General features: G+C 73.7%; 20 protein-coding genes and 2 pseudogenes. 10 read left to right on the top strand and 12 right to left on the bottom strand.

The genetic code is table 11. The features are described 5' to 3' along the window. The first annotated feature begins 74 nt into the window (after positions 1 to 74). Entirely contained in the window at positions 75 to 1412 is a 1338-nt protein-coding gene (locus HCJ94_RS01145) for an MFS transporter (RefSeq protein WP_167999050.1), read from the top strand. 10 nt (positions 1413 to 1422) lie between these two features. On the opposite strand, the pseudogene HCJ94_RS29835 reads toward HCJ94_RS01145, so the two are convergent. Continuing rightward, positions 1423 to 1638, bottom strand: a pseudogene (locus HCJ94_RS29835) (FAD-dependent oxidoreductase); the annotation flags it as partial. Between the two features lie 109 nt (positions 1639 to 1747). On the opposite strand from HCJ94_RS29835, the gene HCJ94_RS01140 reads away from it, so the two are divergent. Then, positions 1748 to 2338: a TetR/AcrR family transcriptional regulator gene (locus HCJ94_RS01140; protein ID WP_205800416.1), complete on the top strand. Its 591-nt coding sequence runs from the start codon at positions 1748 to 1750 to the stop codon at positions 2336 to 2338. Positions 2339 to 2361: 23 nt separating this feature from the next. On the opposite strand, the gene HCJ94_RS01135 is transcribed toward HCJ94_RS01140, so the two are convergent. The 3 genes from HCJ94_RS01135 to HCJ94_RS01125 all read right to left on the bottom strand — a co-directional run bounded on the left by HCJ94_RS01135 (position 2362) and on the right by HCJ94_RS01125 (position 4660). Further along, the gene (locus HCJ94_RS01135; RefSeq protein ID WP_167999048.1) at positions 2362 to 3264 is read right to left on the bottom strand and encodes a sulfurtransferase; all 903 of its coding nucleotides are present in this window, start codon (positions 3262 to 3264) and stop codon (positions 2362 to 2364) included. Between the two features lie 151 nt (positions 3265 to 3415). Further along, a complete protein-coding gene (locus HCJ94_RS01130) occupies positions 3416 to 4183 on the bottom strand; it encodes an SGNH/GDSL hydrolase family protein (RefSeq protein WP_167999047.1) in 768 nt (255 codons plus the stop codon). A gap of 135 nt (positions 4184 to 4318) precedes the next feature. Next, positions 4319 to 4660 carry a hypothetical protein gene (locus tag HCJ94_RS01125; protein WP_167999046.1) on the bottom strand — a complete coding sequence of 114 codons (342 nt, stop codon included), beginning with the start codon at positions 4658 to 4660 and terminating at the stop codon, positions 4319 to 4321. A gap of 209 nt (positions 4661 to 4869) precedes the next feature. Here HCJ94_RS01125 and HCJ94_RS01120 point away from each other — a divergent pair, with 209 nt between their 5' ends. Together HCJ94_RS01120 and HCJ94_RS01115 are read left to right on the top strand one after the other, a co-directional pair. Further along, entirely contained in the window at positions 4870 to 5673 is an 804-nt protein-coding gene (locus HCJ94_RS01120; RefSeq protein ID WP_167999045.1) for a helix-turn-helix domain-containing protein, read from the top strand. Further along, on the top strand, positions 5664 to 5846 hold the full coding sequence (locus HCJ94_RS01115; protein ID WP_167999044.1) for a DUF397 domain-containing protein: 183 nt from the start codon (positions 5664 to 5666) through the stop codon (positions 5844 to 5846). Before HCJ94_RS01120 ends, HCJ94_RS01115 begins: the two co-directional genes overlap by 10 nt. 80 nt (positions 5847 to 5926) lie before the next feature. On the opposite strand, the gene HCJ94_RS01110 is transcribed toward HCJ94_RS01115, so the two are convergent. Next, positions 5927 to 6073 (bottom strand): hypothetical protein, encoded by a 147-nt coding sequence (locus tag HCJ94_RS01110; RefSeq protein ID WP_167999043.1) that lies wholly within the window; start codon positions 6071 to 6073, stop codon positions 5927 to 5929. Between the two features lie 33 nt (positions 6074 to 6106). Continuing rightward, entirely contained in the window at positions 6107 to 6457 is a 351-nt protein-coding gene (locus tag HCJ94_RS01105; RefSeq protein ID WP_167999042.1) for a hypothetical protein, read from the bottom strand. A 2-nt stretch (positions 6458 to 6459) separates the two neighbouring features. Here HCJ94_RS01105 and HCJ94_RS01100 point away from each other — a divergent pair, with 2 nt between their 5' ends. From HCJ94_RS01100 to HCJ94_RS01080, 5 genes are all read left to right on the top strand, one after another. Continuing rightward, a complete protein-coding gene (locus tag HCJ94_RS01100) occupies positions 6460 to 6891 on the top strand; it encodes an RloB family protein (protein ID WP_167999172.1) in 432 nt (143 codons plus the stop codon). 64 nt (positions 6892 to 6955) lie between these two features. Continuing rightward, complete coding sequence (locus HCJ94_RS01095; RefSeq protein WP_167999041.1) at positions 6956 to 8710, top strand: proline--tRNA ligase; 1755 nt, start codon at positions 6956 to 6958, stop codon at positions 8708 to 8710. A 57-nt stretch (positions 8711 to 8767) separates the two neighbouring features. Then, entirely contained in the window at positions 8768 to 9193 is a 426-nt protein-coding gene (locus HCJ94_RS01090; protein ID WP_167999040.1) for a CBS domain-containing protein, read from the top strand. 90 nt (positions 9194 to 9283) lie between these two features. Further along, the gene (locus tag HCJ94_RS01085) at positions 9284 to 9712 is read left to right on the top strand and encodes a SufE family protein (protein ID WP_167999039.1); all 429 of its coding nucleotides are present in this window, start codon (positions 9284 to 9286) and stop codon (positions 9710 to 9712) included. Positions 9713 to 9732: 20 nt separating this feature from the next. After that, positions 9733 to 10377 carry a DsbA family oxidoreductase gene (locus tag HCJ94_RS01080; protein ID WP_167999038.1) on the top strand — a complete coding sequence of 215 codons (645 nt, stop codon included), beginning with the start codon at positions 9733 to 9735 and terminating at the stop codon, positions 10375 to 10377. A gap of 66 nt (positions 10378 to 10443) precedes the next feature. Here the strand turns inward: HCJ94_RS01080 and HCJ94_RS01075 are convergent, their stop codons facing one another. From HCJ94_RS01075 to HCJ94_RS01045, 6 genes and pseudogenes are all read right to left on the bottom strand, one after another. Further along, on the bottom strand, positions 10444 to 10992 hold the full coding sequence (locus tag HCJ94_RS01075; RefSeq protein WP_167999171.1) for a YbaK/EbsC family protein: 549 nt from the start codon (positions 10990 to 10992) through the stop codon (positions 10444 to 10446). Between the two features lie 158 nt (positions 10993 to 11150). Continuing rightward, a complete protein-coding gene (locus HCJ94_RS01065; protein ID WP_167999037.1) occupies positions 11151 to 11345 on the bottom strand; it encodes a hypothetical protein in 195 nt (64 codons plus the stop codon). A gap of 37 nt (positions 11346 to 11382) precedes the next feature. Further along, positions 11383 to 12165 (bottom strand): SDR family oxidoreductase, encoded by a 783-nt coding sequence (locus HCJ94_RS01060; RefSeq protein ID WP_167999036.1) that lies wholly within the window; start codon positions 12163 to 12165, stop codon positions 11383 to 11385. 79 nt (positions 12166 to 12244) lie between these two features. Continuing rightward, positions 12245 to 12886: a GAP family protein gene (locus tag HCJ94_RS01055; protein ID WP_167999035.1), complete on the bottom strand. Its 642-nt coding sequence runs from the start codon at positions 12884 to 12886 to the stop codon at positions 12245 to 12247. Positions 12887 to 13007: 121 nt separating this feature from the next. Next, positions 13008 to 14387: an MFS transporter gene (locus HCJ94_RS01050; protein WP_167999034.1), complete on the bottom strand. Its 1380-nt coding sequence runs from the start codon at positions 14385 to 14387 to the stop codon at positions 13008 to 13010. Positions 14388 to 14609: 222 nt separating this feature from the next. Then, positions 14610 to 14926: pseudogene (locus tag HCJ94_RS01045) on the bottom strand (hypothetical protein). Between the two features lie 160 nt (positions 14927 to 15086). Between HCJ94_RS01045 and HCJ94_RS01040 the strand changes: the two are divergent. Beyond that, complete coding sequence (locus tag HCJ94_RS01040) at positions 15087 to 19685, top strand: cation-translocating P-type ATPase (RefSeq protein ID WP_240943730.1); 4599 nt, start codon at positions 15087 to 15089, stop codon at positions 19683 to 19685. The last annotated feature ends 201 nt before the right edge of the window (positions 19686 to 19886 follow it).

Raw genomic sequence — 19886 nt, 5'->3', positions numbered from 1 at the left:
TAGCGGGACCGGCCCGGGTGGTGGGAGCGGTGCGGATTGACCCTCGACCTGGTCGAGGCCGGAGGGTCACCGGTATGACCGCTCCCGCCCTCGGCCGTGACTACCGCCTGCTCTGGACCGCGGCCGTCTCCTCCCGCTTCGGCGACGCCCTGCGCACGCCCGCGCTCGCCCTGCTGGTCGCGGGCCTGACCCGCGATCCCCGGGTGATCGCCGCGGTGACGGTGGCCGGTCAACTTCCACCGCTGCTGTTCGGGCTGCTCGGGGGCGTGTACGCGGACCGCTGGGACCGCCGTCGGACGATGGCGGCGGTGGACGGGGTACGGGCCGCGGTGGCGGCCGCCCTGGCCGTGGCGATCGTCCTCGACCGGGCCAGCGTCCCGGTGCTGGTGGCCGCAGCGTTCCTGCTGGCCGCGCTGGGCACCGTCTTCGACGCCGCTTCGTTCGCGCTGCTGCCGTCGGTGGTGCCGCCGGCCGCCCTGCCCGCCGCCAACGGCCGCCTCCAGGCCGGCACGGCGGTGGCGGGAGGCTTCCTGGGCGCTCCCGCCGCCGGCGTCCTCTTCGCTCTGGCCGCGGCACTCCCCTTCGCCGTCGACGCCCTCACCTTCGCCGCCGCCGCTCTCCTCGTCCTCGCGGTCGGTCCCGCCCGGACGGGTCACCCGCACGGTTCGCGCGCGACGCACCGGCCGGCGGGGCGCGGGCGACTGCGGTCGGTGTGGACGGAGGCCGTCGAGGGTGTCCGGTGGATGCGGGGGGAGCCGACGTTGTGGCGGGTCACGCTGCTGACCGCCGGGAGCAACCTCGCGATCAGCGGGTTGCAGGCGGTGCTGGTGCTCTACGCGCTCGACGTGCTGGGGATGCCCCCGGCCGGCTACGGGCTGTTCGCCGCCGCCGCGATCGTGGGTGGCCTCGGTGGGGCGCTGGCGGCCGGGCGGACGGCGGCGGTGCTCGGGACGGTGCCCGCCCTCCGCGTGGTGCTCGCCGCCCAGACGTTCGCCCTGGTCGGGTTCGCGCTGGCCCGACACCCGGTGCCGGGCGGGGTCGCGCTCGCCCTCTTCGCCGCCGGCACCACGGTGTGGAACAGCCTGTGGGCGGCGTACGGGCAGCAGCGCGTCCCGGCCGGGCTGCTCGGCCGGGTGGGCTCGGCGCAGCGGATGATCGGGTCGCTCACCGCGCCGGTCGGCGGGGTGCTCGCCGGGTTGTCCGGGGCGGCGTACGGGGTCGCGCCGGTGGCCGCGACGGCGGCGGTGGTCTACGCGCTGGTCACGCTCGCGGCGTGGCCGGTGCTGCGGGCGACCCCCACCTCCGCCGGCGGGCCGGGGGTAGGGCGGAGAGCAGGCGCAGCAGCAGGTTGCGGGCCGGGCGGGCGGCAGGGTGGCCAGCCGGGTCAGCCCGGTCACGGTCCTGGACGGTGAACGCCGGCGCCCGCGCCCCGCGCGCCATGAGCGGGGCGCCGGCCCCGATCCGGTCCAGCTCCTCCAGGGTGTACGCATGCACGACGGCCGCCCGCGAGGTCACCGGCGGCTCGGCCAGCCGGTCGACCACGGTCACCGGCACCCCGCGCCGGGCCAGCGTGAGCGCGGCGGTCAGCCCGGTGGGCCCGGCCCCGGCCACCAGTACGTCCGTCTCCGTCGGCAGCATCCGGCACCTCCGCGATCATCTATGCCAACATTCGTTGGCCAACCGTTGTTGGCAACGCTAGGACACCTCGCGTTGCGATGTCAACACGCGTTGGCATACGGTCGTGGACATGACCGAGGCAGTGCCAGCCCGCCCCCGCCGTTCCGACGCCACCCGGGCCGCGATCCTGCGGGCCGCGCGGGCCCGCTTCGCCGCCGACGGGTACGACCGGGCCACCATCCGGGCCATCGCCGCAGACGCACGGATCGACCCGTCGATGGTGATGCGGTACTACGGCAGCAAGGAGGGGCTGTTCGCGGCGGCGGCCGAGTTCGACCTGCGCCTGCCGGACCTGACGCAGGTGCCGCCCGACCGGCTCGGGGAGGCCCTGGTGCGCCACTTCCTCAACCGCTGGGAGGGCGACGAGACGCTCGCGGCGCTGCTCCGGGCGGCGAGCGCCAACCCGGGCGCGGCCGAGCGGATCCGGCATATCTTCACCGACCAGCTCAGCACGGCCGTCGCCACGTTCGGCACCGACCCGGCGACCACCGGCCGCCGGGCCGGCCTGGTGGCCAGCCAGATCCTCGGCCTCGCTCTCACCCGCTACATCGTCCGGCTGCCGCCGGTCGTGGCGATGCCGCCGGCGGAGGTGGTCGCCTGGGTCGGGCCGACCATCCAGCGCTACCTGACGGGACGGCCGGAAGGAGAAGGCCCCTGTTGAACACAGGGCCTTCTTGATGATCCTCAGCTCTCCAGACCGCCGGGCTGGTCGCCCTTGACGACCGGGGCGCGGACCAGGTTGCCCCACTCGGTCCACGAACCGTCGTAGTTGCGCACCTGCGGGTACCCCAGCAGGTGCCGCAGCACGAACCAGGTGTGGCTGGACCGTTCGCCGATCCGGCAGTACGCGACGATGTCGTCGTCCGGGCTCAGCCCGAGCTGGTCGGCGTAGATCGCCCGCAGCTCGTCCGGTGACTTGAAGGTGCCGTCGTCGTTCGCCGCGGACTTCCACGGCTTGTTCACCGCGCCGGGGATGTGCCCGCCGCGCAGCGCGCCCTCCTGCGGGTAGTCGGGCATGTGCAGCATCTCGCCGGTGTACTCGCCCGGCGACCGCACGTCCACCAGCGGCCGGCCGGCGGCGATGTGCGCCATGACCTGCTCGCGGTATGCCCGGATCGGCGCGTCGTCGCGCTGCGGAACGGGGTACTCCGCGCGCGGGCGGGTCGGCTTGTCGCGGGTCAGCTCCCGCCCCTCGGCGATCCACTTCTGCCGGCCGCCGTCGAGCAGCCGCACGTCCGGGTGGCCGAAGAGGGTGAAGACCCAGAGGGCGTACGCGGCCCACCAGTTGAAGTTGTCGCCGTAGAAGACGACGGTGTCGTCGCGGCCGATGCCCTTGGCCGCGCACAGCTCGGCGAAGCTCTTGGCGTCCAGGTAGTCGCGGGTCACCTGGTCGTTCAGTTCCAGGTGCCAGTCGACCTTGATGGCACCGGGGATGTGGCCGGTGTCGTAGAGCAGCACGTCCTCGTCGCACTCGATGACGACGAGCCCCTCGTCGCCCAGGTGCTCCGCCAGCCACCCGGTGGTGACCAGCTTCTGCGGGTCCGCGTAGGACTGGAGTCGGGGATCAGGATCCCGTGGCACAGACATGATCCCCAAGGTACGCCGGATCGCACCCGGCACCCCCGCGCTCGCTTCGTTGATCATGAAGTTAGCGGGCGATTCGGAGATCGAAGCACCCGCTAACTCCATGATCGACGAGACAAGGGTGGGGTGGGGTGGGGTGGGGTGGGGGGTGGGGTCAGTCGGTCAGGGGGGTCAGGGTGGGGCGTTTGGCCGTTACCGTGTCGCCGGAGCTGCGGCCCGTCAGGCGGCGCTTGAGCCAGGGGGCCAGGTGTCGGGTGGCCCAGCGGAGGTCGTCGGTGCGGGCGGTCAGCCAGGGCTTCGGCAGGGGGCGCTCGGGGACCAGCAGCCAGTCCTCGTCACAGCCGACGCCGAGGGCGGTCAGCACCTGCGCGGCCACCCGCCGGTGCCCGGCCGAGGATAGGTGCAGCCGGTCGGTGCTCCACAGCATCGGGTTGAGGTACGTGTCGTCGGCGTACAGGTCGACCAGGATCGCGCCATGCCGCTCGGCGGTCTCGCCGACCGCCCGGTTGAGCAGTTCCACCCGGGGGGCGACCAGGCGCTGACCGGGCAGCCGCGCCATCACGTCGGCGAACCGGAACAGGATCACGTCGGCACCGCCGGAGCGAAGCTGCCCGACCACGTCGTCGAAACGCGCGAGCAGGCTGTCCGGGTCGAAGGTGCGGCGCAGGATGTCGTTGCCGCCGGCGGCGAAGCTGATCAGGTCGGGCTTCATGGCCAGCGCGGCGGGCACCTGCTCGTCGACCACGCGGGGGAAGAGGCGGCCGCGGATGGCGAGGTTCGCGTACCGGAAGTCCGGGCCGGCCTCGGCGGCGAGCCGGGTGGCGACCAGGTCGGCCCAGCCCCGGTAGGTGCCGTCCGGGTACGCGTCGTCCATGCCCTCGGTGAAGCTGTCCCCGACCGCGACGAAACTGCGCCAGCGCACCCTTGCTCCCTCCGGTGTGCAAGGAAGGGCCCCTTGTCATCGCCTCCGGTAGAGGAAGGGCCCCTACTTAACAGCGGTAGTTTCGCACCGTCGGCCCGCCGGGCAGGGCCCCTCAGCACGGGAACGTGGCGCACGTCATCGGGTCGGCGGCGGATCGACGGCCGGCCGGCGGTAGGGACCCCAGGCCACGAAGCGCTCGAACAGCTCGCGCGGTGTCGGGCCGTCGTGCGGATTCAGCCGGAACAGGTCGTGCGTCGCCTCGTGGTAGAGCCCGGACAGGTAGATCGCCAGGTCGACCGGGCGGTCGCCGTACTCGATCTTCAGCAGCAGCCGCGCCTCCGCGCACGGCCACGGCCCCCCGCACGCCCGGCACACCCACAGCGGGCGGATGGGCAGGTGGGGCGTGCGGTCCGCCGGATGGGCGCGGGGCCGGTCGGCGTGCGGTCCCAGCCGGGGTACGGGCAGACCACCGCGCATCTCGACCTCCTCAGGCGTGAGTCGGGGCCGCCCGGTATCGGGGGATTCCACGGGCGGCCCCGGAGCAGGTCGGACGACCTGCTGCGTGACAGTCTGGTGAGGACACGACTACGGTCGGAAGGCATCGACGGTGACCGTGGGGCGGCCCGGGAAACGGAGTCGTCCGGCCGGACCTGTCGGCACCACGCCGGGCGGATCGTGGAGGAACTGTGGAAGCTGAGCCGACCTCGGAGCTGATCCGGACCCAACTGCGGCGGCTGCGGGTGAACGCGGAGCTGAGTCAGGAGGAGTTCGGGAAGCTGGTCCACTACTCGGGCTCGCAGGTGTCGGCCGTCGAGCTGGGCCAGCGACCGCTCGACCGCCTGTTCCTCAAGCGGGCCGACGAGGTGCTGAACACGGGCGGCCTGCTCACCTCGCTGCTCAAGATGGCCGAACGCGACCGCCAGCCGAGCTGGTTCCGCCCCTGGCTGGAAGCCGAACGCACCGCCCGACAACTCCGCTGCTACCACCCCACGCTGATTCCCGGCCTGCTTCAGACCGAGAACTACGCCCGAGCCGTGATCCGGGCCGACGACATGCTGAGCGACGGCGAGGTGGAGAAGCGGCTGGCGGTCCGGATGGATCGACAGTCCATCCTCGACCAATCGCAGCCGCCCAAACTCGTCGCAGTGATCGAGGAGCCCGTCCTCCGACGCGCCGACGAGGGCTTTCGTGGCCTGATGACTCAGCAGATCGCGCACCTCGTCGACTGTGTCGAGCGCTCTCACATCAGCGTGCACGTCATTCCGACGGAGATCAGCAGCCACGTCGGCCTGGCCGGACCGTTCACCCTCGCGCGGGGCGATGACGGTGGTTGGGTCGGTTACCTGGAGCACCAGCTCGGCGGCACATCGGTCGACAAAGGTGAGGACGTGGCTATCCTGCTGGCGAGGTGGGAGAGCGTCCGCAGCGAGGCCCTACCCCGCCGCCAGTCGGTCGAGCTGATGAAGGAAGTGATGTCGTCATGGAGCTGACCGGCGCGACCTGGCGCAAGTCCAGCCGAAGCGGCAACAGTGAGTGCGTCGAGGTCGCCGACAACCTGCCCGGCATCGTCGGCGTCCGCGACAGCAAGGACCCCACCGGCCCGGTCCTCACCTTCACCCCGCAGACCTGGCGCACCTTCCTGGTGAGCATCAAGCGCCGCTAGAAACAGAAGCTCTCGGAAGGAAACGGCCTATGGAGGGGCCGAAATCTTCCGAGACCTTGCGGCGCGTTGGCGCTGGGCAGCTACGAGACGTCGACGACCAGGCTCACGCGGCGCTGTCGGCGGGACGCGTACAGGTCGGCGAGACAGTCGTCCAACTCGTCGTCGGACTCGAACAGGTCGGGCCGGGCGAAGTCGTCGATGGAGGCGTGGCGGAGCCGCCGCGTCACGGGACGCGGCGGCTCCTTCAGCAGAGCGGTTGGTCAGTTGGTGACGGCCAGGATCTGCATGTTCTTGAACTGGGCCGGCTCGGCGGTCTCGCTGATCTTCCGCCCGTCGGCGCTGATCAGCACCAGGGCGAACCCGTCGCCGTCGACGACCCGGGCGACCAGGCTCCCGTCCACCTGGAAGTACGCCTGGCGCAGCTTCCGTCCGTCGAGCGGCAGGTCGACAGCTTCTCCGCTCCGGGTGTCGAGCACCACGTTGACCAACAGATCGCGGGCCACGTCACCGTGGGTCTCGTCCCGTCCCTGCCGCAGCAGCGCGATCCGGGATCCGTCGGACGAGAGACTGGTGAGGTCGAAGGAGCTGTACCGGTCCCAAACAGGGAGCACCGATCACGCTTGTTCAGCGTGCCGCGGCGCGCAGTGAGGACGACGAGGTCGACGAGTGCTGGTGTGTATTCGACGTTGAATGGCCCCAGAACCATCCCCGCCTGGCGGAGGCGATCCGGCTGGCGACGGTGCACAACATCAGGCTCGCGATCTCGAATCCCTGCTTCGAACTGTGGCTCACTCTTCATTTCGAGGAGCAGACCGCCTTCCTGACCACTGTCGAAGCAGAGCGGCGAAGTCGCAGGCTTGACGGTCGATCGGGTAAGCGGATCGACGGAGCACGCTACGTAGAGTTGCGTAGGATCGCGGCACGCCGGGCTGCCGCCCTCAGCCATCGACACGCCAGGAATCAGACGTCCTTTCCCAAGGACAACCCCTCCTCGACCTTCTACGAATTACTCCTGGCCATCGAGCCCGACCTCAAGGATCGCTGACCCAGGTCACACGTTCCGGGCAATTGGATCGCGATCCTCGCAAAACTGGTCGTACGCTGCGGCAATGCTGCTACGGATGTCGACCCTGCTGCTCCGGACCCTGCGCGAGGACCCGGCGGACGCGGAGGTGCCGAGCCACCGACTGCTGCTCCGCGCCGGCTACATCCGCCGCGCCGCCCCGGGCGGTTACACCTGGCTGCCGCTGGGCAAGCTCGTCCTCGACCGGGTCACCGAGGTGATCCGGTCGGAGATGGTCGCGATCGGTGACCAGGAGGCCCACTTCCCGGCGCTGCTGCCGGCCGAGCCGTACCGGACCAGCGGGCGGTGGACGGAGTACGGCGACGACATCTTCACCCTCGCCGACCGGCGGGGCGCCGAGCACCTGCTCGCCCCCACCCACGAGGAGTTGGCGGCGCTGCTGGTGAAGGACCTGTTCACGTCGTACCGGGACTTCCCGGTGACGCTGTTCCAGGTGCAGACGAAGTTCCGCGACGAGGCCCGGCCCCGGGCCGGCCTGCTGCGCGGGCGTGAGTTCCTGATGAAGGACGCGTACTCGTTCGACCTGGACGAGGCGGGGCTGCGGGCGGCGTACGACCGGCACCGCGCCGCGTACCGGAAGGTCTTCGACCGGCTCGGCCTGGAGTACACGGTGGTGCACGCGATGTCGGGCGGGATGGGCGGCTCGGCCTCGGAGGAGTTCCTGGCCGCCGCGGAGGTCGGCGAGGACACGTACGTGGGCTGCACGGCGTGCGACTACGCCGCGAACACCGAGGCGGTCACCACGCCCGCCCCGCCGGCCGGCGACCCGGACGCGCAGCCGGCGACGGAGGTGCACGACACGCCGGAGACGCCGACGATCGCCAGCCTGGTCGACCTGGCCAACGCCCGCCGCCTCGCCGGTCGGGACGACTGGACGGCCGCCGACACCCTCAAGAACGTCGTCCTCACCGTCCGCCGGCCGGGTGCCGACGAGGCGGAGCTGCTGGTCATCGGGGTGCCCGGCGACCGGGAGGTGGACCTCAAGCGCGTCGACGCGGCGCTCGCACCGGCCACCGTCGCGGTGTTCGACGCCTGGGACGACCACCCGGAGCTGGTCCGCGGCTACATCGGGCCGCAGGTCATGGCGAAGCTCGGCGTCCGATGCCTGGTGGACCCCCGCGTGGTGCCCGGCACCGCCTGGCTGACCGGCGCGAACGAGCCGGGCCGGCACGCCACGAACGTCGTCTGCGGGCGGGACTTCGTGCCGGACGGCACGATCGAGGCGGCCGAGGTCCGGCCGGGCGACCCGTGCCCGGCCTGCGGCACCGGGGAGTTGACCCTGCGCCGGGGCATCGAGATCGGGCACATCTTCCAGCTCGGCCGCCGCTACACGGACGCGTTCGCGGTGGACGGGCTCGGGCCGGAGGGCAAGCCGGTCCGGCCCACGATGGGCTGCTACGGCATCGGGGTGTCCCGGGCGGTGGCGGCGATCGCCGAACAGCACCACGACGAGCGCGGTCTCGTCTGGCCGGCGGCGATCGCGCCATGCGACGTACACGTGGTGGCGGCCGGAAAGGGCCCGCAGCTGGAGGCGGCGCTCGACCTCGGCGGACGCCTCGCCGCCGCCGGCCTGCGCGTGCTGGTCGACGACCGCACGCACGTCTCGGCCGGGGTGAAGTTCACCGACGCGGAGCTGGTCGGCATCCCGCGCACCGTCGTGGTCGGCCGCCGTCTCGCCGACGGGTACGCCGAACTGCGCGACCGGGCCACCGGTGAGCGCACCGAGCTGCCGCTGGACGGTCTCGTCGAACGACTCGTCGATCACGTACGTGTGGTGTAGTCGAGGCGTCACGGGGTACCGCACCCCGATCGGGCGGATCGTTACTGGAGGGCTCCCATGACCGGTTACAAGGTCAGCGACGTGATGACGAAGCAGGTCATCTACCTGCCGGCGGAGACCACCCTGGACGAGGCGGCGAAGGTGATGAAGGAGGCCGACATCGGTGACGTGGTCGTCACCGAGGGGGCCACCCTCGCCGGCATGCTCACCGACCGCGACATCGTGGTGCGAGCCGTCGCCGAGCGCGCCGACCCGGCCGTCACGACGATCGGCTCGATCATCACCCGCGAGGTGGTGATGATCGAGCAGAACTGCACCGCGGGCGAGGCGGCGGCACTCATGCGGGAACGGGGCGTCCGGCGGGTGCTGGTCTGCGACAGCGAGCGGAAGCTGGTCGGCATCATCTCCCTCGGCGACCTGGCCATGCAGCTCGACCCCCAGTCCGCCCTCAGCCAGATCAGCGAGCAGGCCCCGACGGTGTAAGGAAGGGCCCCTTCTTAACACCTCTGGTAGAGGAGGGGCCCCTTCTTAACACCCGCCGTCCTGCGCAGTCGCCGGCGGTAGCCTGGCGGGATGCCCGAGATGCCGACCCGGCTGGCCGAGATCGTCGACGAGTTCGCCGCCGCGCCCCGCGACGTCGTGCTGGAGATGCTGCTGGAGTACGCCGACGTCATCCCGCCCCTGCCCCCCGATCACACGGACCGGGAGGGCATGGAGCAGGTCCCGGAGTGCCAGACGGCGTTCTTCCTGCGCGCCCGGGTGACCCCGGACGGCACCGTGGAGACGCTCTTCGACTGCCCGCCCGAGGCGCCCACCACCCGCGCGTTCGCCGGCATCCTCGCCGAGGGGCTCGCCGGCGCCACACCGGCGGAGGTGCTGGCCGTCCCCGACGACCTGTACCAGCGGATGGGACTGGCCCAGGCGATCAGCCCGCTGCGCGTACGCGGCGGCACGGCGATCCTGGCCCGGCTGAAGCGCCAGGTCCGGGAACAGATCAGCTGACCGGGGAGTTGTCACCGGGCATGGAGATCGAGATCTACGCCGACGTGGTGTGCCCCTGGTGCTACATCGGCAAGCGCCGGCTGGAGCAGGCCCTCGCGTCGTACGACGGTGACGTGACGGTCCGCTACCGGCCCTTCCAGCTCGACCCGACGCCGGTGCCGGAGCCCCGTCCGCTGATCGACGCGCTCGGGGACAAGTTCGGTGGGCGCGCCCGGGCGGAGCAGATGGCCGCCCAGGTCACCGGGGTCGCCGTGGGGGCGGGTCTCACGCTGAACTTCGACCGGGCCGTGGCCGCGAACACGTTCGACGCGCACCGGCTGATCGCCTGGGCCACCGAGCGGGGTCGGGCCGGTGAGATGGTCGACGCCCTCTACCGGGCGCACTTCACCGACGGCGTCGACGTCGGATCGCGGGACGCGCTAGCCGCGCTCGCCGGCGAGGTCGGTCTGGACACGGCCGAGGCGCGCGCCTTCCTCGACTCCGACGAGCGGGTCGCCGAGGTCCGTGACGAGTTGGCCGCCGCGCGGCAGCTCGGCGTCACGAGCGTCCCGACCTTCGTGCTGGCCGGGAAGTACGCCGTCACCGGCGCGCAGGAGCCGGAGACCCTGGTCGGCGCGCTGGAGGAGGTCCGCCGCCGCGAGGCCGGCGAATCCTCCCCCAATTGATGATCATCATGTTTCACGTGCAACGGCATCGATGATCGTCCCCGACCGGCGCCGCGCCGCCGCCGGTCAGGCGGGTCGGGCCAGGTCGTCGAGCACGCGGGCGTTCGGCAGCGCGCCGAGCGCCGGGCCGGGCAGCGCGATCTTGCTGTGCCGTACGCCGGAGCCGATGATCACGTGCGGGGTGGCGATCACCCGTGCGTCGACCAGGATCGGCCATTCCGGGGGCAGGCCGATGGGCGTGATGCCGCCGTACTCCATGCCGGTCAGCTCGACCGCGTCGGCCATCGGGGCGAAGCTCGCCTTGCGTACGTCGAGCGCCCGGCGGGCCACACCGTTCACGTCGGCCCGGGTGGTGGCGAGCACGACGCAGGCCGCGTAACGGACGAGGCCCTCGCGCTTGCCGGCCACCACCACGCAGTTGGCCGACGCGTCGAGGCCCACGTCGTACGCGTCGCAGAACGCCGCCGTGTCGGCCAGGTCGGCGTCGATCGGCGCCACCAGCACGTGGTCGACGTCCACCGGCGCGTCGGCCGGCCACTGCGCGAGGGCGGCGGCCACCGGCGCGGCGAGCAGGTCGGGGCGGGTACGGGCAGGCTCGGTCTTCAACGTCCCCATCACGGGTGCGATCCTCGCACCCGGCCGCGCGCGGCGCCCGGCGACCGGCGGTACCGGCGGTACCGGCGGTGCCGGCGGTGCCGGCGGTGCCGGCGGTGCCGGCGGTGCCGGGGAAGGCGCTCTACCGCAGGCGCTGAGAAGGGCCCCTTCCTTGCACCTCAACTGCCGGTGAGGAAGCCGTTCTCGCGGAGCAGGGTCCGGTCCCGGTGGGCGGCCAGATCCTGAGCGCGCTCGGCCTGGATCCGGCGCACCTCGATCTCCTCCAACGCGTGCCGGATGGCGAGTCGGATCACCCCGTAGAGGAAGACGAACCCGCCGACGTACAGGATCACGGTGGTCACCATGGCAAACATGGCGTCACCGTAGGCCGGACGTGAACGGCTCGAACGTTCACTTCCCGGCGGTTCCCCCGTACGTGTCACTCAGGTACTCCGACCAGGTCCGGATGCCCCGCGGGGTCGCCCCGGTGACCAGCCCACCCGCACGCAGTTCCCGGCCCAGCCGACCGGGTACGCGCACCGGCAACAGCGGCCGACGGGTGCCCCGGGCGGCGTTCCACGCCCGGACCGCCTCGTCGAACCGGAGCACCTGCGGACCTCCGTACTCCTCGATCCTCCGCAGCGGGCCCGCGGTGAGCCGCTGCACGAGCCGCTCAGCGACGTCGCGAGGGTCGACCGGCTGGGCGACCACCGCCGGGTCCCCGATCACCGGCCCGAGCCGGCTCGCGGCACGCAGCGCCTCGTCGAGGAACCCACCGAACTGGGTGGCCCGCAGCACCGTCCACGGGACCTCACCCGCGGCCACCACCTGCTCGGCATCCCGCTTGTGCCGGTAGTACGGGATCGGCACCCGGTCCACGCCGACGATCGACACGTAGACCAGGTGGCGGACGCCGGCCTCACCGGCGGCGACGACCAGCCGGCGGGTGCCGAGCACGTCGACCCGGTGGGTCTGCCGCCCCTTCGGCGTGGACGCCAGGTGCAGGACCGCGTCCACGCCGGCAACCGCCGGCCGCAACCCCTCCCCGGTCGCCAGGTCCACCGTCACCCACTCGACCGTCGGCTCGTCGCGCGCGTGCCGGCTCGTCGCCCGTACGGTCCAGCCCTCCTCGCGCAGCCGGGGCACCACGACCCGCCCCAACCGTCCACCCGCGCCGGTCACCAGAACCCGCATGCCGTCCTCCTCCGTCTCCAGACCGTCCCGCACGAGTCGACGGCGCCGGACGGCGGCACGTGACCCGGTGAGAGCCGGCTCACCGCAGCGCGTCCCGCACCGTCAGCGCCAGGAACAGCGCGATCACCACCTCGCTGATCAGCCAGGAGTGCCGGGTCGCCCAATCCCGCATCCTTGGCAGCACCGCCGCCGCCCGCCGGCCGAGCAGGAGCAGCACCAGCAGCGGCACCGCCAACAGCAGCACGGTGAGCAGGACGAACGGGAGCAGGTGCCACCAGGGCAGGTGGTGCCGGGCGGTGCTCGCTCCCGCGCTGAGCATGGTGAGGGCGTCCGTCGGCATCGCACCCAGGAGCAGCGCCGCCAGCCGGGCCGCGTACGCCGGGCCGGCCCGCTGCAACCGTGCGATCCAGGACGGCGGGCCACTGCGGTGCCGCCGGACGAACACCACCACCGCCAGCACGACCAGCACCGCGACGACGAACCAGTCGATCCCGGTCTCGATCGTCCGGCGGTCGGCGCCGCCCGCGGTCAGATTGACCTTGACCGTCCGGGTGGCCAGCCAGCTCAGCGTCGTGCCGCTGGCGACCACGACGGCTGCCCCGGCCAGGTACCCCAGCGACGCGGCGCGTGGCCGCTCGGCCGAGGCGAGGAACACCGCCGCGACCAGCGGGGTCCCGGCGACCATCACGACGGCCATCGGGAAGGTGCCGAGGAACTCCATCGCCCGTCATCCTCTCGGGCGGAGCCCCCTCGCCGGGGTGATTCCCCTGACGTCGCGGTCTTCCGGCATCCCGACGAGCGGATCTCCCGAGCCCGGTCGGCGCCGTGGCGGGCGCGACCCGTCACCCGGCCGCCGGCACCACCCGGTGGGCCAGCAGAGCGCCGAGCAGCGCCAGCCCGGAGGCGACCGCCAGGGTGCCGGCGTAGCTGCCCGGACCGGGTTCCGCGCTCGCGGCGAGCACCGCACCGGTCAGGGCCAGGACGGTCGCCGCGAAGAGCGAGTCCCCCAGTTGCAGGGACGAGCTGTTGCGCCCCTGCTCGCCGGGGGCGGACAACTCCAGCGTGAGCACCGACAGCGACGGGTAGAGCAGCCCCATCCCCAACCCCGCCCCCGCCCACCCGAGGACGGCGACCCACACCGGCGCGGCCGGCACCAGGGCGGACGTCACCACGGCGGTGCCGAGGGTGATGCAGACGAGGCCGACCGTCGGCAACGTCGTGCGGGAGCGGGGCGCCGGCATCCGCCCCTGCAACCACGAGCCGCCCGACCAGGCGAGCGCGCCCACGGTGAGGACCAGCCCGGCGGCGGTGGGCGACAGACCCCGCTCACGCGCGAGCATCAGCGGGATCACCACCTCGGCGGCGACGAACGCGGCGGATGCCAGCCCGCGCAGCCCGATCACGGTGGGCAGGCCCCGGCCGGCCCGGAGGAACCCCGCCGGCAGCAGCCGGGGCGCGCTCACCAGGAGCCCGGCCAGCGCCGCCCCCACCAGCGTGACGGCGGTGATCCCGCGCTGCTGCCCCCCGACGTGCAACAGTGCGGCGCTCACCGCCGCCGCGCCGGCCCAGCCGAGCCGGGTCAGCGCACCGGCCGGACGACCCGCCTCCGTTACCGCGCCGATCGCCCGCAGACCCGGACGGATCAGCAGGCCCACCGGCACCGCCACGGCCGGCACCGCCAGGAAGACCCACCGCCAGCCGAGATTCTCGACCACCAGGCCCGCAACGGCCGGGCCGACCAGGGACGGCACCACCCACGCCGCCGCGAACGCGGCGAAGATCCGCCGGTGCAGCCGCTCCGGATACACGCGCCCGACGACCACGTACAGCGCCACGGACAGCAGGCCGGACCCGAACCCCTGCACCACCCGGCCGACCACCAGGACCTCCATGGAGGTGGCGCTCCCGGCCACCACCAGGCCCGCCACGAACCACCCGAGGCCGTGCCACACCGGGCCGCCTGGCCCGCGCATGTCCGACCACAGCCCGGACAGCACCATGGCGAGCACCCCCGCCGCGAAGGGGCCGCCGAAGGCGATGCCGTACAGGGCGATGCCGTCGAGGCTGCGCGCGACGGTCGGCATGGCGGTGCCGACCGCCAGCGCCTCGAACGCCAGCAGGGAGACCAGCGCCACGACGCCCACCGTCATCGCCCGCAGGCGCGGCGCGAACAGCCCACCGGCCGGCGCGGGCGGGGCCGGGGTCGCCACCGTGGCGGTCACCGGGAACCCCAGATCACACGGGTCACCGGCATCCACCACAGGTCACGGCCCTCGCCGGGCCACCGCCACTCGATCAGCACCCGCCCAGCGTGCGACCTCAACCGCGGTTGAGGTCAAGCGTGACGCGTGTCGCCCGGGCCGCCTCCCGACGTCCGGCGCGACCCGCGGCGAGCCGGGCGGCGATGCGGTGACGCGCGGACCGGGCTGTGCCGTGGGGACGCCCTACGCGGCCTCCAACGCCTCACCCAGCCCCTTGGCCAGCCCGGACAGGTGCTGGTCCGCCAGCAGGTGACCGGCGGTGATGACCAGCGCCAGCGGCCACTCGATGACCTGGAGCGCGGCCAGCACCCCCAGACCCGCGTAGTACGCCAGCTTGTCCGGTGGTGGCACGGCCACCTCCCCCAGCATCGGGACCTCCACCCGGCGGCTGAACGCCCGGACCGTCTCACGCCCCCCGCTGAGCTCCCGCGTCAGCGTGCTCATCCCGACCTCCACAAAGACGGCGACGGCACCCGGATTCCACCGACCCGCCCGTCCACACCCGCGCGGCCAGGGAAACTTTGCTGCTCGCCGGGGCATAACGGACGGACGGCCGGGAAGCCAGGCCGCCGGAGGAGCAGGCATGGGAGGCGAGATGGAGTACGGCGGGAGCAGCAGCACCGGGGGGTCGGGCCGGCACCTGTCCGGTCGTACGCCTCGATGACGCCGCTGGGCCGGGTCGCCGGCCGACTGCTTCCACCGGCCGCCGTGTCGCAGGCGGTGGGGGACGTGTCCCGCAACCTCGGGTCGGCCGCCGTCCGGCTCGCCCGCGTTGCCGGCCTGACCCGCCGCCGGGTCTGGTCCCGTCCCGGACGGCACCACATCGAGGTGCACGGCGTCTGCCAGGACGGCGGGGACGTCCTCGCCCGGCAGGTCGAGAGGGCGCTGGAGGAGATGCCCGGCGTGGCCTGGGCACGGGTGAACGCGCCGTCCGGTCGGGTGATCGTCGCCGTCGAGTCGCCCGAGCCGAAGCTGCGCGACCTGATCGCGACCGTCGACCGCGCCGAACGCACCTGCCCCCACGAGCCCGATCCGGAGATCCCGCCCCCGCATCCGCCCGAGGAGGGGCCACGCACCCCCCGTACGCTCGGCGCGCTCGCGTCCGACGCGCTCGGCCTGACCATCTCGGCCGCGACCCGGATCCTGCCGTTCACTCCCGTCCCGGCCGAGGTCGCCGGCCTGCTCGGCGCGGTCGACCTGCACCCGAAACTGCACGCCCTCGCCGACCGGGGACTGCGCGCCGACCCCCGCGCCGACCTGCTCTTCCCGCTGGCCGAGGCGGTCGTGCAGGGCCTGACCGGCGGCTGGACCGGCATCGTGCTCGACGGTGCCCAGCGCATCGTGCAGTGGGGGGAGGCCCGGGCCCAACTCGCCACCTGGGCGAAGGCCGAACCACGGCTGACCGGCTCTCCGGAGCGGGCCGTCGCCCGTACGCTGCCGACCGAACGGCCCCGGCCGAAGCCGGACGGTCCGGTCGAGACGTACGTGAAGTGGATGATCCCCACCGGCGCGGTCGCCGCAGCGGCGGCCACCCCGCTGGTCGGCCGCAAGCGGGCCGCGGCGCTTGGCCTCTCCGCACTGCCGAAAGCCCCCGGCTCCGGCCGCGAGGGGTACGCCGCCCAGCTCGGCAACCTGCTGGCGCGGCGGGGCGTCATCGCCATGGACCGCAGCGTGCTGCGGGACCTCGACCGGATCGACACGCTCGTCCTGGACGCCGCCGTGCTCGGCTCCGACCGGGGGCTGCTCGCCGACCTGGCCCCCCTCGGCGACGCCGACCCGGGCGAGGTGGCCTCGCGGGCGTTCGCACTCTTCGACGCGGACGAGCCCGACGCGTGCCGGGAGGCCGACGGCTGGCGGATCGGTCCCGTGGACGCGCTCGGCGCGACCGACCCGGGCAACACCCCGGAGAGCGAGCGGCTACGGGCGGCGGGCGGACGGGTGCTCGGCCTGGCGCGCGCCGACCGGCTCGTCGCGGTGCTGCGGGTCGAGACGGAGCCGGCGCCGGGCGTGGACATCCTGCCGGAAGCCGCCCGGCGGGCGGGGCTGCGGCTGGTCGTCGCCGGAGACAACCCCGAGCGGTACGACTTCGCCGACGCCGTCCTGCCCGGCGGTGACCAGCTCGCCGGGACGGTACGACAGCTGCAACAGGACGGCGCAGTCGTGATGCTGGTCTCGGGTGACGGCGCGGCGCTCGGCGCCGCCGACTGCGGCCTCGGCATGGCCGCCGACGAGGAGTTGCCGCCGTGGGGCGCGCACCTGCTGGTCGGCACCGACCCGCGGGTGTCCGCGCTGGTGGTGGAGGCGGCCGGCGTGGCGCGGCGGATGACCGCGCAGAACATCCGGCTCGCGCTCGCCGGCACCGGACTCGGCGCCCTGTCCGCGTTCACCGCCGACCGCGAACAGCTCCCCGGCCGGACCCTGGCGGCGGTGAACGGTAGCGCCGCCCTGGCGTTCGCCAACGGCGTGTGGCGCGCCCACCACCTGCCCAACCCGGCCGACGCGCCCCCACCGCGCAGGGCGGTGCCCTGGCACCTGATGCCGGTGGACACGGTCCTCGGCCAGCTCCACAGCACCACCGACGGTCTGGAGTCGGCCGAGGCCGCCCGACGACGGAACGGCACCGGACCCGACGGCCGTGCCCCGTCCACCCTGCTCCGGGCGTTCCTCGACGAGTTGGCCAACCCGCTCACCCCGGTCCTCGCCGCCGGGGCCGTGCTGTCCGCCTCCTTCGGCTCGCTCGTCGACGCCGCCCTGGTCGGCGGCGTGGTCGGCGGGTCGGCCCTGATCGGCGCGGTGCACGAGCGCAACACCGAGCGCTCCCTCGCCGAGCTGCTGTCCCGCTCGGCGGTCACCGCCCGGGTCCGGCGGGACGGCACCGACCGCGTGGTGCCCGCCGACGAGCTGGTCCCCGGCGACGTGATCGTCCTCGAACCGGGCGACGCCGTACCCGCCGACTGCCGGGTCATCGAGGCGGTCGGGCTGGAGGCCGACGAGTCGTCGCTCACCGGCGAGTCGCTGCCGGTGGGCAAGACCGACCAGCCGGTCGCCGCGGCCGCCGTCGCCGAGCGGCGCTCCATGGTGTACGAGGGCACCACCGTCGCCGCCGGGCAGGGCCGGGCGGTCGTCGTCGCCACCGGCGCCGACACCGAGGCCGGGCGCAGCATGGCGATGGCCCGGCACGCCCCGCCCAGCGGCGGTGTCGAGGCGCGACTCGGCGGGCTGACCAGCAAATCCGTACCGCTCGCACTGGGCTCGGCGATCGCCGTCGCCGGGGCCGGCGTGGCGCGGGGCGTACCCCTGGCGGCCACGGCCGCGACCGCCGCGAACCTGGCGGTCGCGTCGGTGCCCGAGGGGTTGCCGTTCCTCGTCAGCGCCGCGCAGCTCGCCGCGGCCCGGCGGCTGGCCGAGCACGGTGCCCTGGTCCGCAACCCGCGCACGATCGAGGCGCTGGGTCGGGTCGACGTCCTCTGCTTCGACAAGACCGGCACGTTGACCGAGGGTCGGCTGGTGCTGTCCGGCGTCGGGGACGGCGACCGGTACGCCCCGGTCGACCAGCTCGACGACCACCTGCACACGGTCCTCGCGGTCGCGCTGCGCGCCACCCCGGACGCCGAGGATCCGGAGCAGCTCCCGGAGCAGACCGACCGCGCGGTACGCCGGGCGGCGCGCCAGGCCGGCGCGGTGGAGCAGACCGGGGCGGCGGCCTGGCACCCCGTCGGAGGGTTGCCGTTCGAGCCGTCCCGCGGCTACCACGCGACCGTCGGCGCCTGCGACGGCGGCCTGCTGCTCAGCCTCAAGGGCGCACCCGAGACCGTGCTGCCCCGCTGCGTGAGCCGGCGCACCGAGGCCGGTGTGGTGCCGATGGACGAGGCGAACCGTTCGGCGGTGCAGCACGAGCTGATCCGCCACGCCGGCTCCGGGCAACGGATCCTCGCCATCGCCGAACGGGCCGTGGACGACGAGAGCGTCACCGACGACGACGTCCGGGACCTGACCTTCGTCGGCATGCTCGCGCTGGGCGACGGGATCCGGGCCAGCGCCGCGCCGGCCGTGGCCAGCATCCGCAGGGCCGGCGTGCACACGGTGATGATCACCGGCGACCACCCCGCCACCGCCGAGGCGATCGCGTCGGTGATCAGCGCCGGCGACGGCCAGCGGGTGGTCACCGCCGCGGAACTCGACGACCTGGACGACGAGGAGCTGGCCGCCCGTCTGGTCACCACCGACGTGGTCGCCCGGTGCACCCCCGCCCACAAGGTACGGATCATCCAGGCGTTGCAGGCCTGCGGCCGGTGCGTGGCGATGACCGGTGACGGCGCGAACGACGCCCCCGCCATCCGCCTCGCCGACGTCGGCATCGCGCTCGGCCAGCGCGGCACCCCGGCCGCCCGGGCCGCCGCCGACCTCGTCGTCATGGACGACCGGCTGGAGACCATCATCGCCACGCTCACCGAGGGACGGGCCATGTGGTCGTCGGTCCGGCACGCGCTGAGCATCCTCGTCGGCGGCAACCTGGGGGAGATCGCGTTCAGCATCGTCACCGCCGCCGCCGACGGCCGGTCCGCCCTCAACGGCCGCCAACTGCTGCTCGTCAACCTGCTCACCGACCTGGCCCCCGCGCTGGCCATCGCGGTCCGCCCGCCGCGCCCCGAGCACAGCGAGGCCCTGCTGCGCGAGGGGCCGGACACCTCCCTCGGCACCACCCTGGACCGGGAGATCGGGGTCCGCGCCACCTCCACCGCGCTCGGCGCCACCGCCGGCTGGGCGCTGGCCCGGTGGGCGGCCGGTTCACCCCGCCGGGCCGGCACCGTCGCCCTGGTGTCGCTGGTCGGCACGCAGCTCGGCCAGACCCTGCTCGCCGGCGGCACCACCCCCGGCGTCCTGATCTCCACGGCCGGCTCGGTGGGCGTGCTCGTGCTGGTCGTGCAGACCCCCGGCCTCAGCCAGTTCTTCGGCTGCACCCCGCTCGGGCCGATCGGCTGGACGATCGCGACGGGCTCCGCGGTCGGCGCCACCCTCGCCAACAATGCCGTGGCCCGGCTGGTGGAGCGGCTGCCGGCCCCACCGCGAGCCACCACCGACCTGCTGCACCGCCTGCCGCTGCTACCGGACGCCGACCTGCTGCACCGGCTGCGCCGGTGGCCGACCGGCGGACATCCCGGGCCCGACGGGCAGCATGGCCCCGACGGCGCGACCGCCGGCGAGCAGGTTCCGGACGGGTCGACCGCGGAGCGTCCCGCGTCGGCCCGGGGCGCGTGAGACGAGCGATCAGGGGTAGGGGTGTCACGTGAGCGAGAACGCGGACGTGACGTTCATCGGTACCGCCACCACGGTGCTGCGGATCGGTGGGTTCACCCTGCTCACCGATCCGAACTTCCTGCACCGGGGGCAGCGGGCGTACCTGGGCAAGGGCCTGTGGTCACGCCGCCGGACCGACCCGGCGCTGGAGATCGCCCAACT

Origin of the sequence: Micromonospora thermarum (assembly GCF_012034245.1) — a bacterium.
GTDB lineage: Bacteria > Actinomycetota > Actinomycetes > Mycobacteriales > Micromonosporaceae > Micromonospora > Micromonospora thermarum.
Note: the sequence above shows the minus strand (reverse complement) of the source record. Positions and strands in the feature narration are given on the sequence as shown.

Excerpts from the sequence above, each read along its gene's own strand:
- HCJ94_RS01145 (WP_167999050.1), top strand. The coding sequence starts at position 75 with ATGACCGCTCCCGCCCTCGGCCGTGACTACCGCCTGCTCTGGACCGCG.
- HCJ94_RS01140 (WP_205800416.1), top strand. The coding sequence starts at position 1,748 with ATGACCGAGGCAGTGCCAGCCCGCCCCCGCCGTTCCGACGCCACCCGG.
- HCJ94_RS01135 (WP_167999048.1), bottom strand. The coding sequence starts at position 3,264 with ATGTCTGTGCCACGGGATCCTGATCCCCGACTCCAGTCCTACGCGGAC.
- HCJ94_RS01125 (WP_167999046.1), bottom strand. The coding sequence starts at position 4,660 with ATGCGCGGTGGTCTGCCCGTACCCCGGCTGGGACCGCACGCCGACCGG.
- HCJ94_RS01115 (WP_167999044.1), top strand. The coding sequence starts at position 5,664 with ATGGAGCTGACCGGCGCGACCTGGCGCAAGTCCAGCCGAAGCGGCAAC.
- HCJ94_RS01095 (WP_167999041.1), top strand. The coding sequence starts at position 6,956 with ATGCTGCTACGGATGTCGACCCTGCTGCTCCGGACCCTGCGCGAGGAC.
- HCJ94_RS01090 (WP_167999040.1), top strand. The coding sequence starts at position 8,768 with ATGACCGGTTACAAGGTCAGCGACGTGATGACGAAGCAGGTCATCTAC.
- HCJ94_RS01085 (WP_167999039.1), top strand. The coding sequence starts at position 9,284 with ATGCCCGAGATGCCGACCCGGCTGGCCGAGATCGTCGACGAGTTCGCC.
- HCJ94_RS01080 (WP_167999038.1), top strand. The coding sequence starts at position 9,733 with ATGGAGATCGAGATCTACGCCGACGTGGTGTGCCCCTGGTGCTACATC.
- HCJ94_RS01075 (WP_167999171.1), bottom strand. The coding sequence starts at position 10,992 with ATGGGGACGTTGAAGACCGAGCCTGCCCGTACCCGCCCCGACCTGCTC.
- HCJ94_RS01065 (WP_167999037.1), bottom strand. The coding sequence starts at position 11,345 with ATGTTTGCCATGGTGACCACCGTGATCCTGTACGTCGGCGGGTTCGTC.
- HCJ94_RS01060 (WP_167999036.1), bottom strand. The coding sequence starts at position 12,165 with ATGCGGGTTCTGGTGACCGGCGCGGGTGGACGGTTGGGGCGGGTCGTG.
- HCJ94_RS01055 (WP_167999035.1), bottom strand. The coding sequence starts at position 12,886 with ATGGAGTTCCTCGGCACCTTCCCGATGGCCGTCGTGATGGTCGCCGGG.
- HCJ94_RS01040 (WP_240943730.1), top strand. The coding sequence starts at position 15,087 with ATGACGCCGCTGGGCCGGGTCGCCGGCCGACTGCTTCCACCGGCCGCC.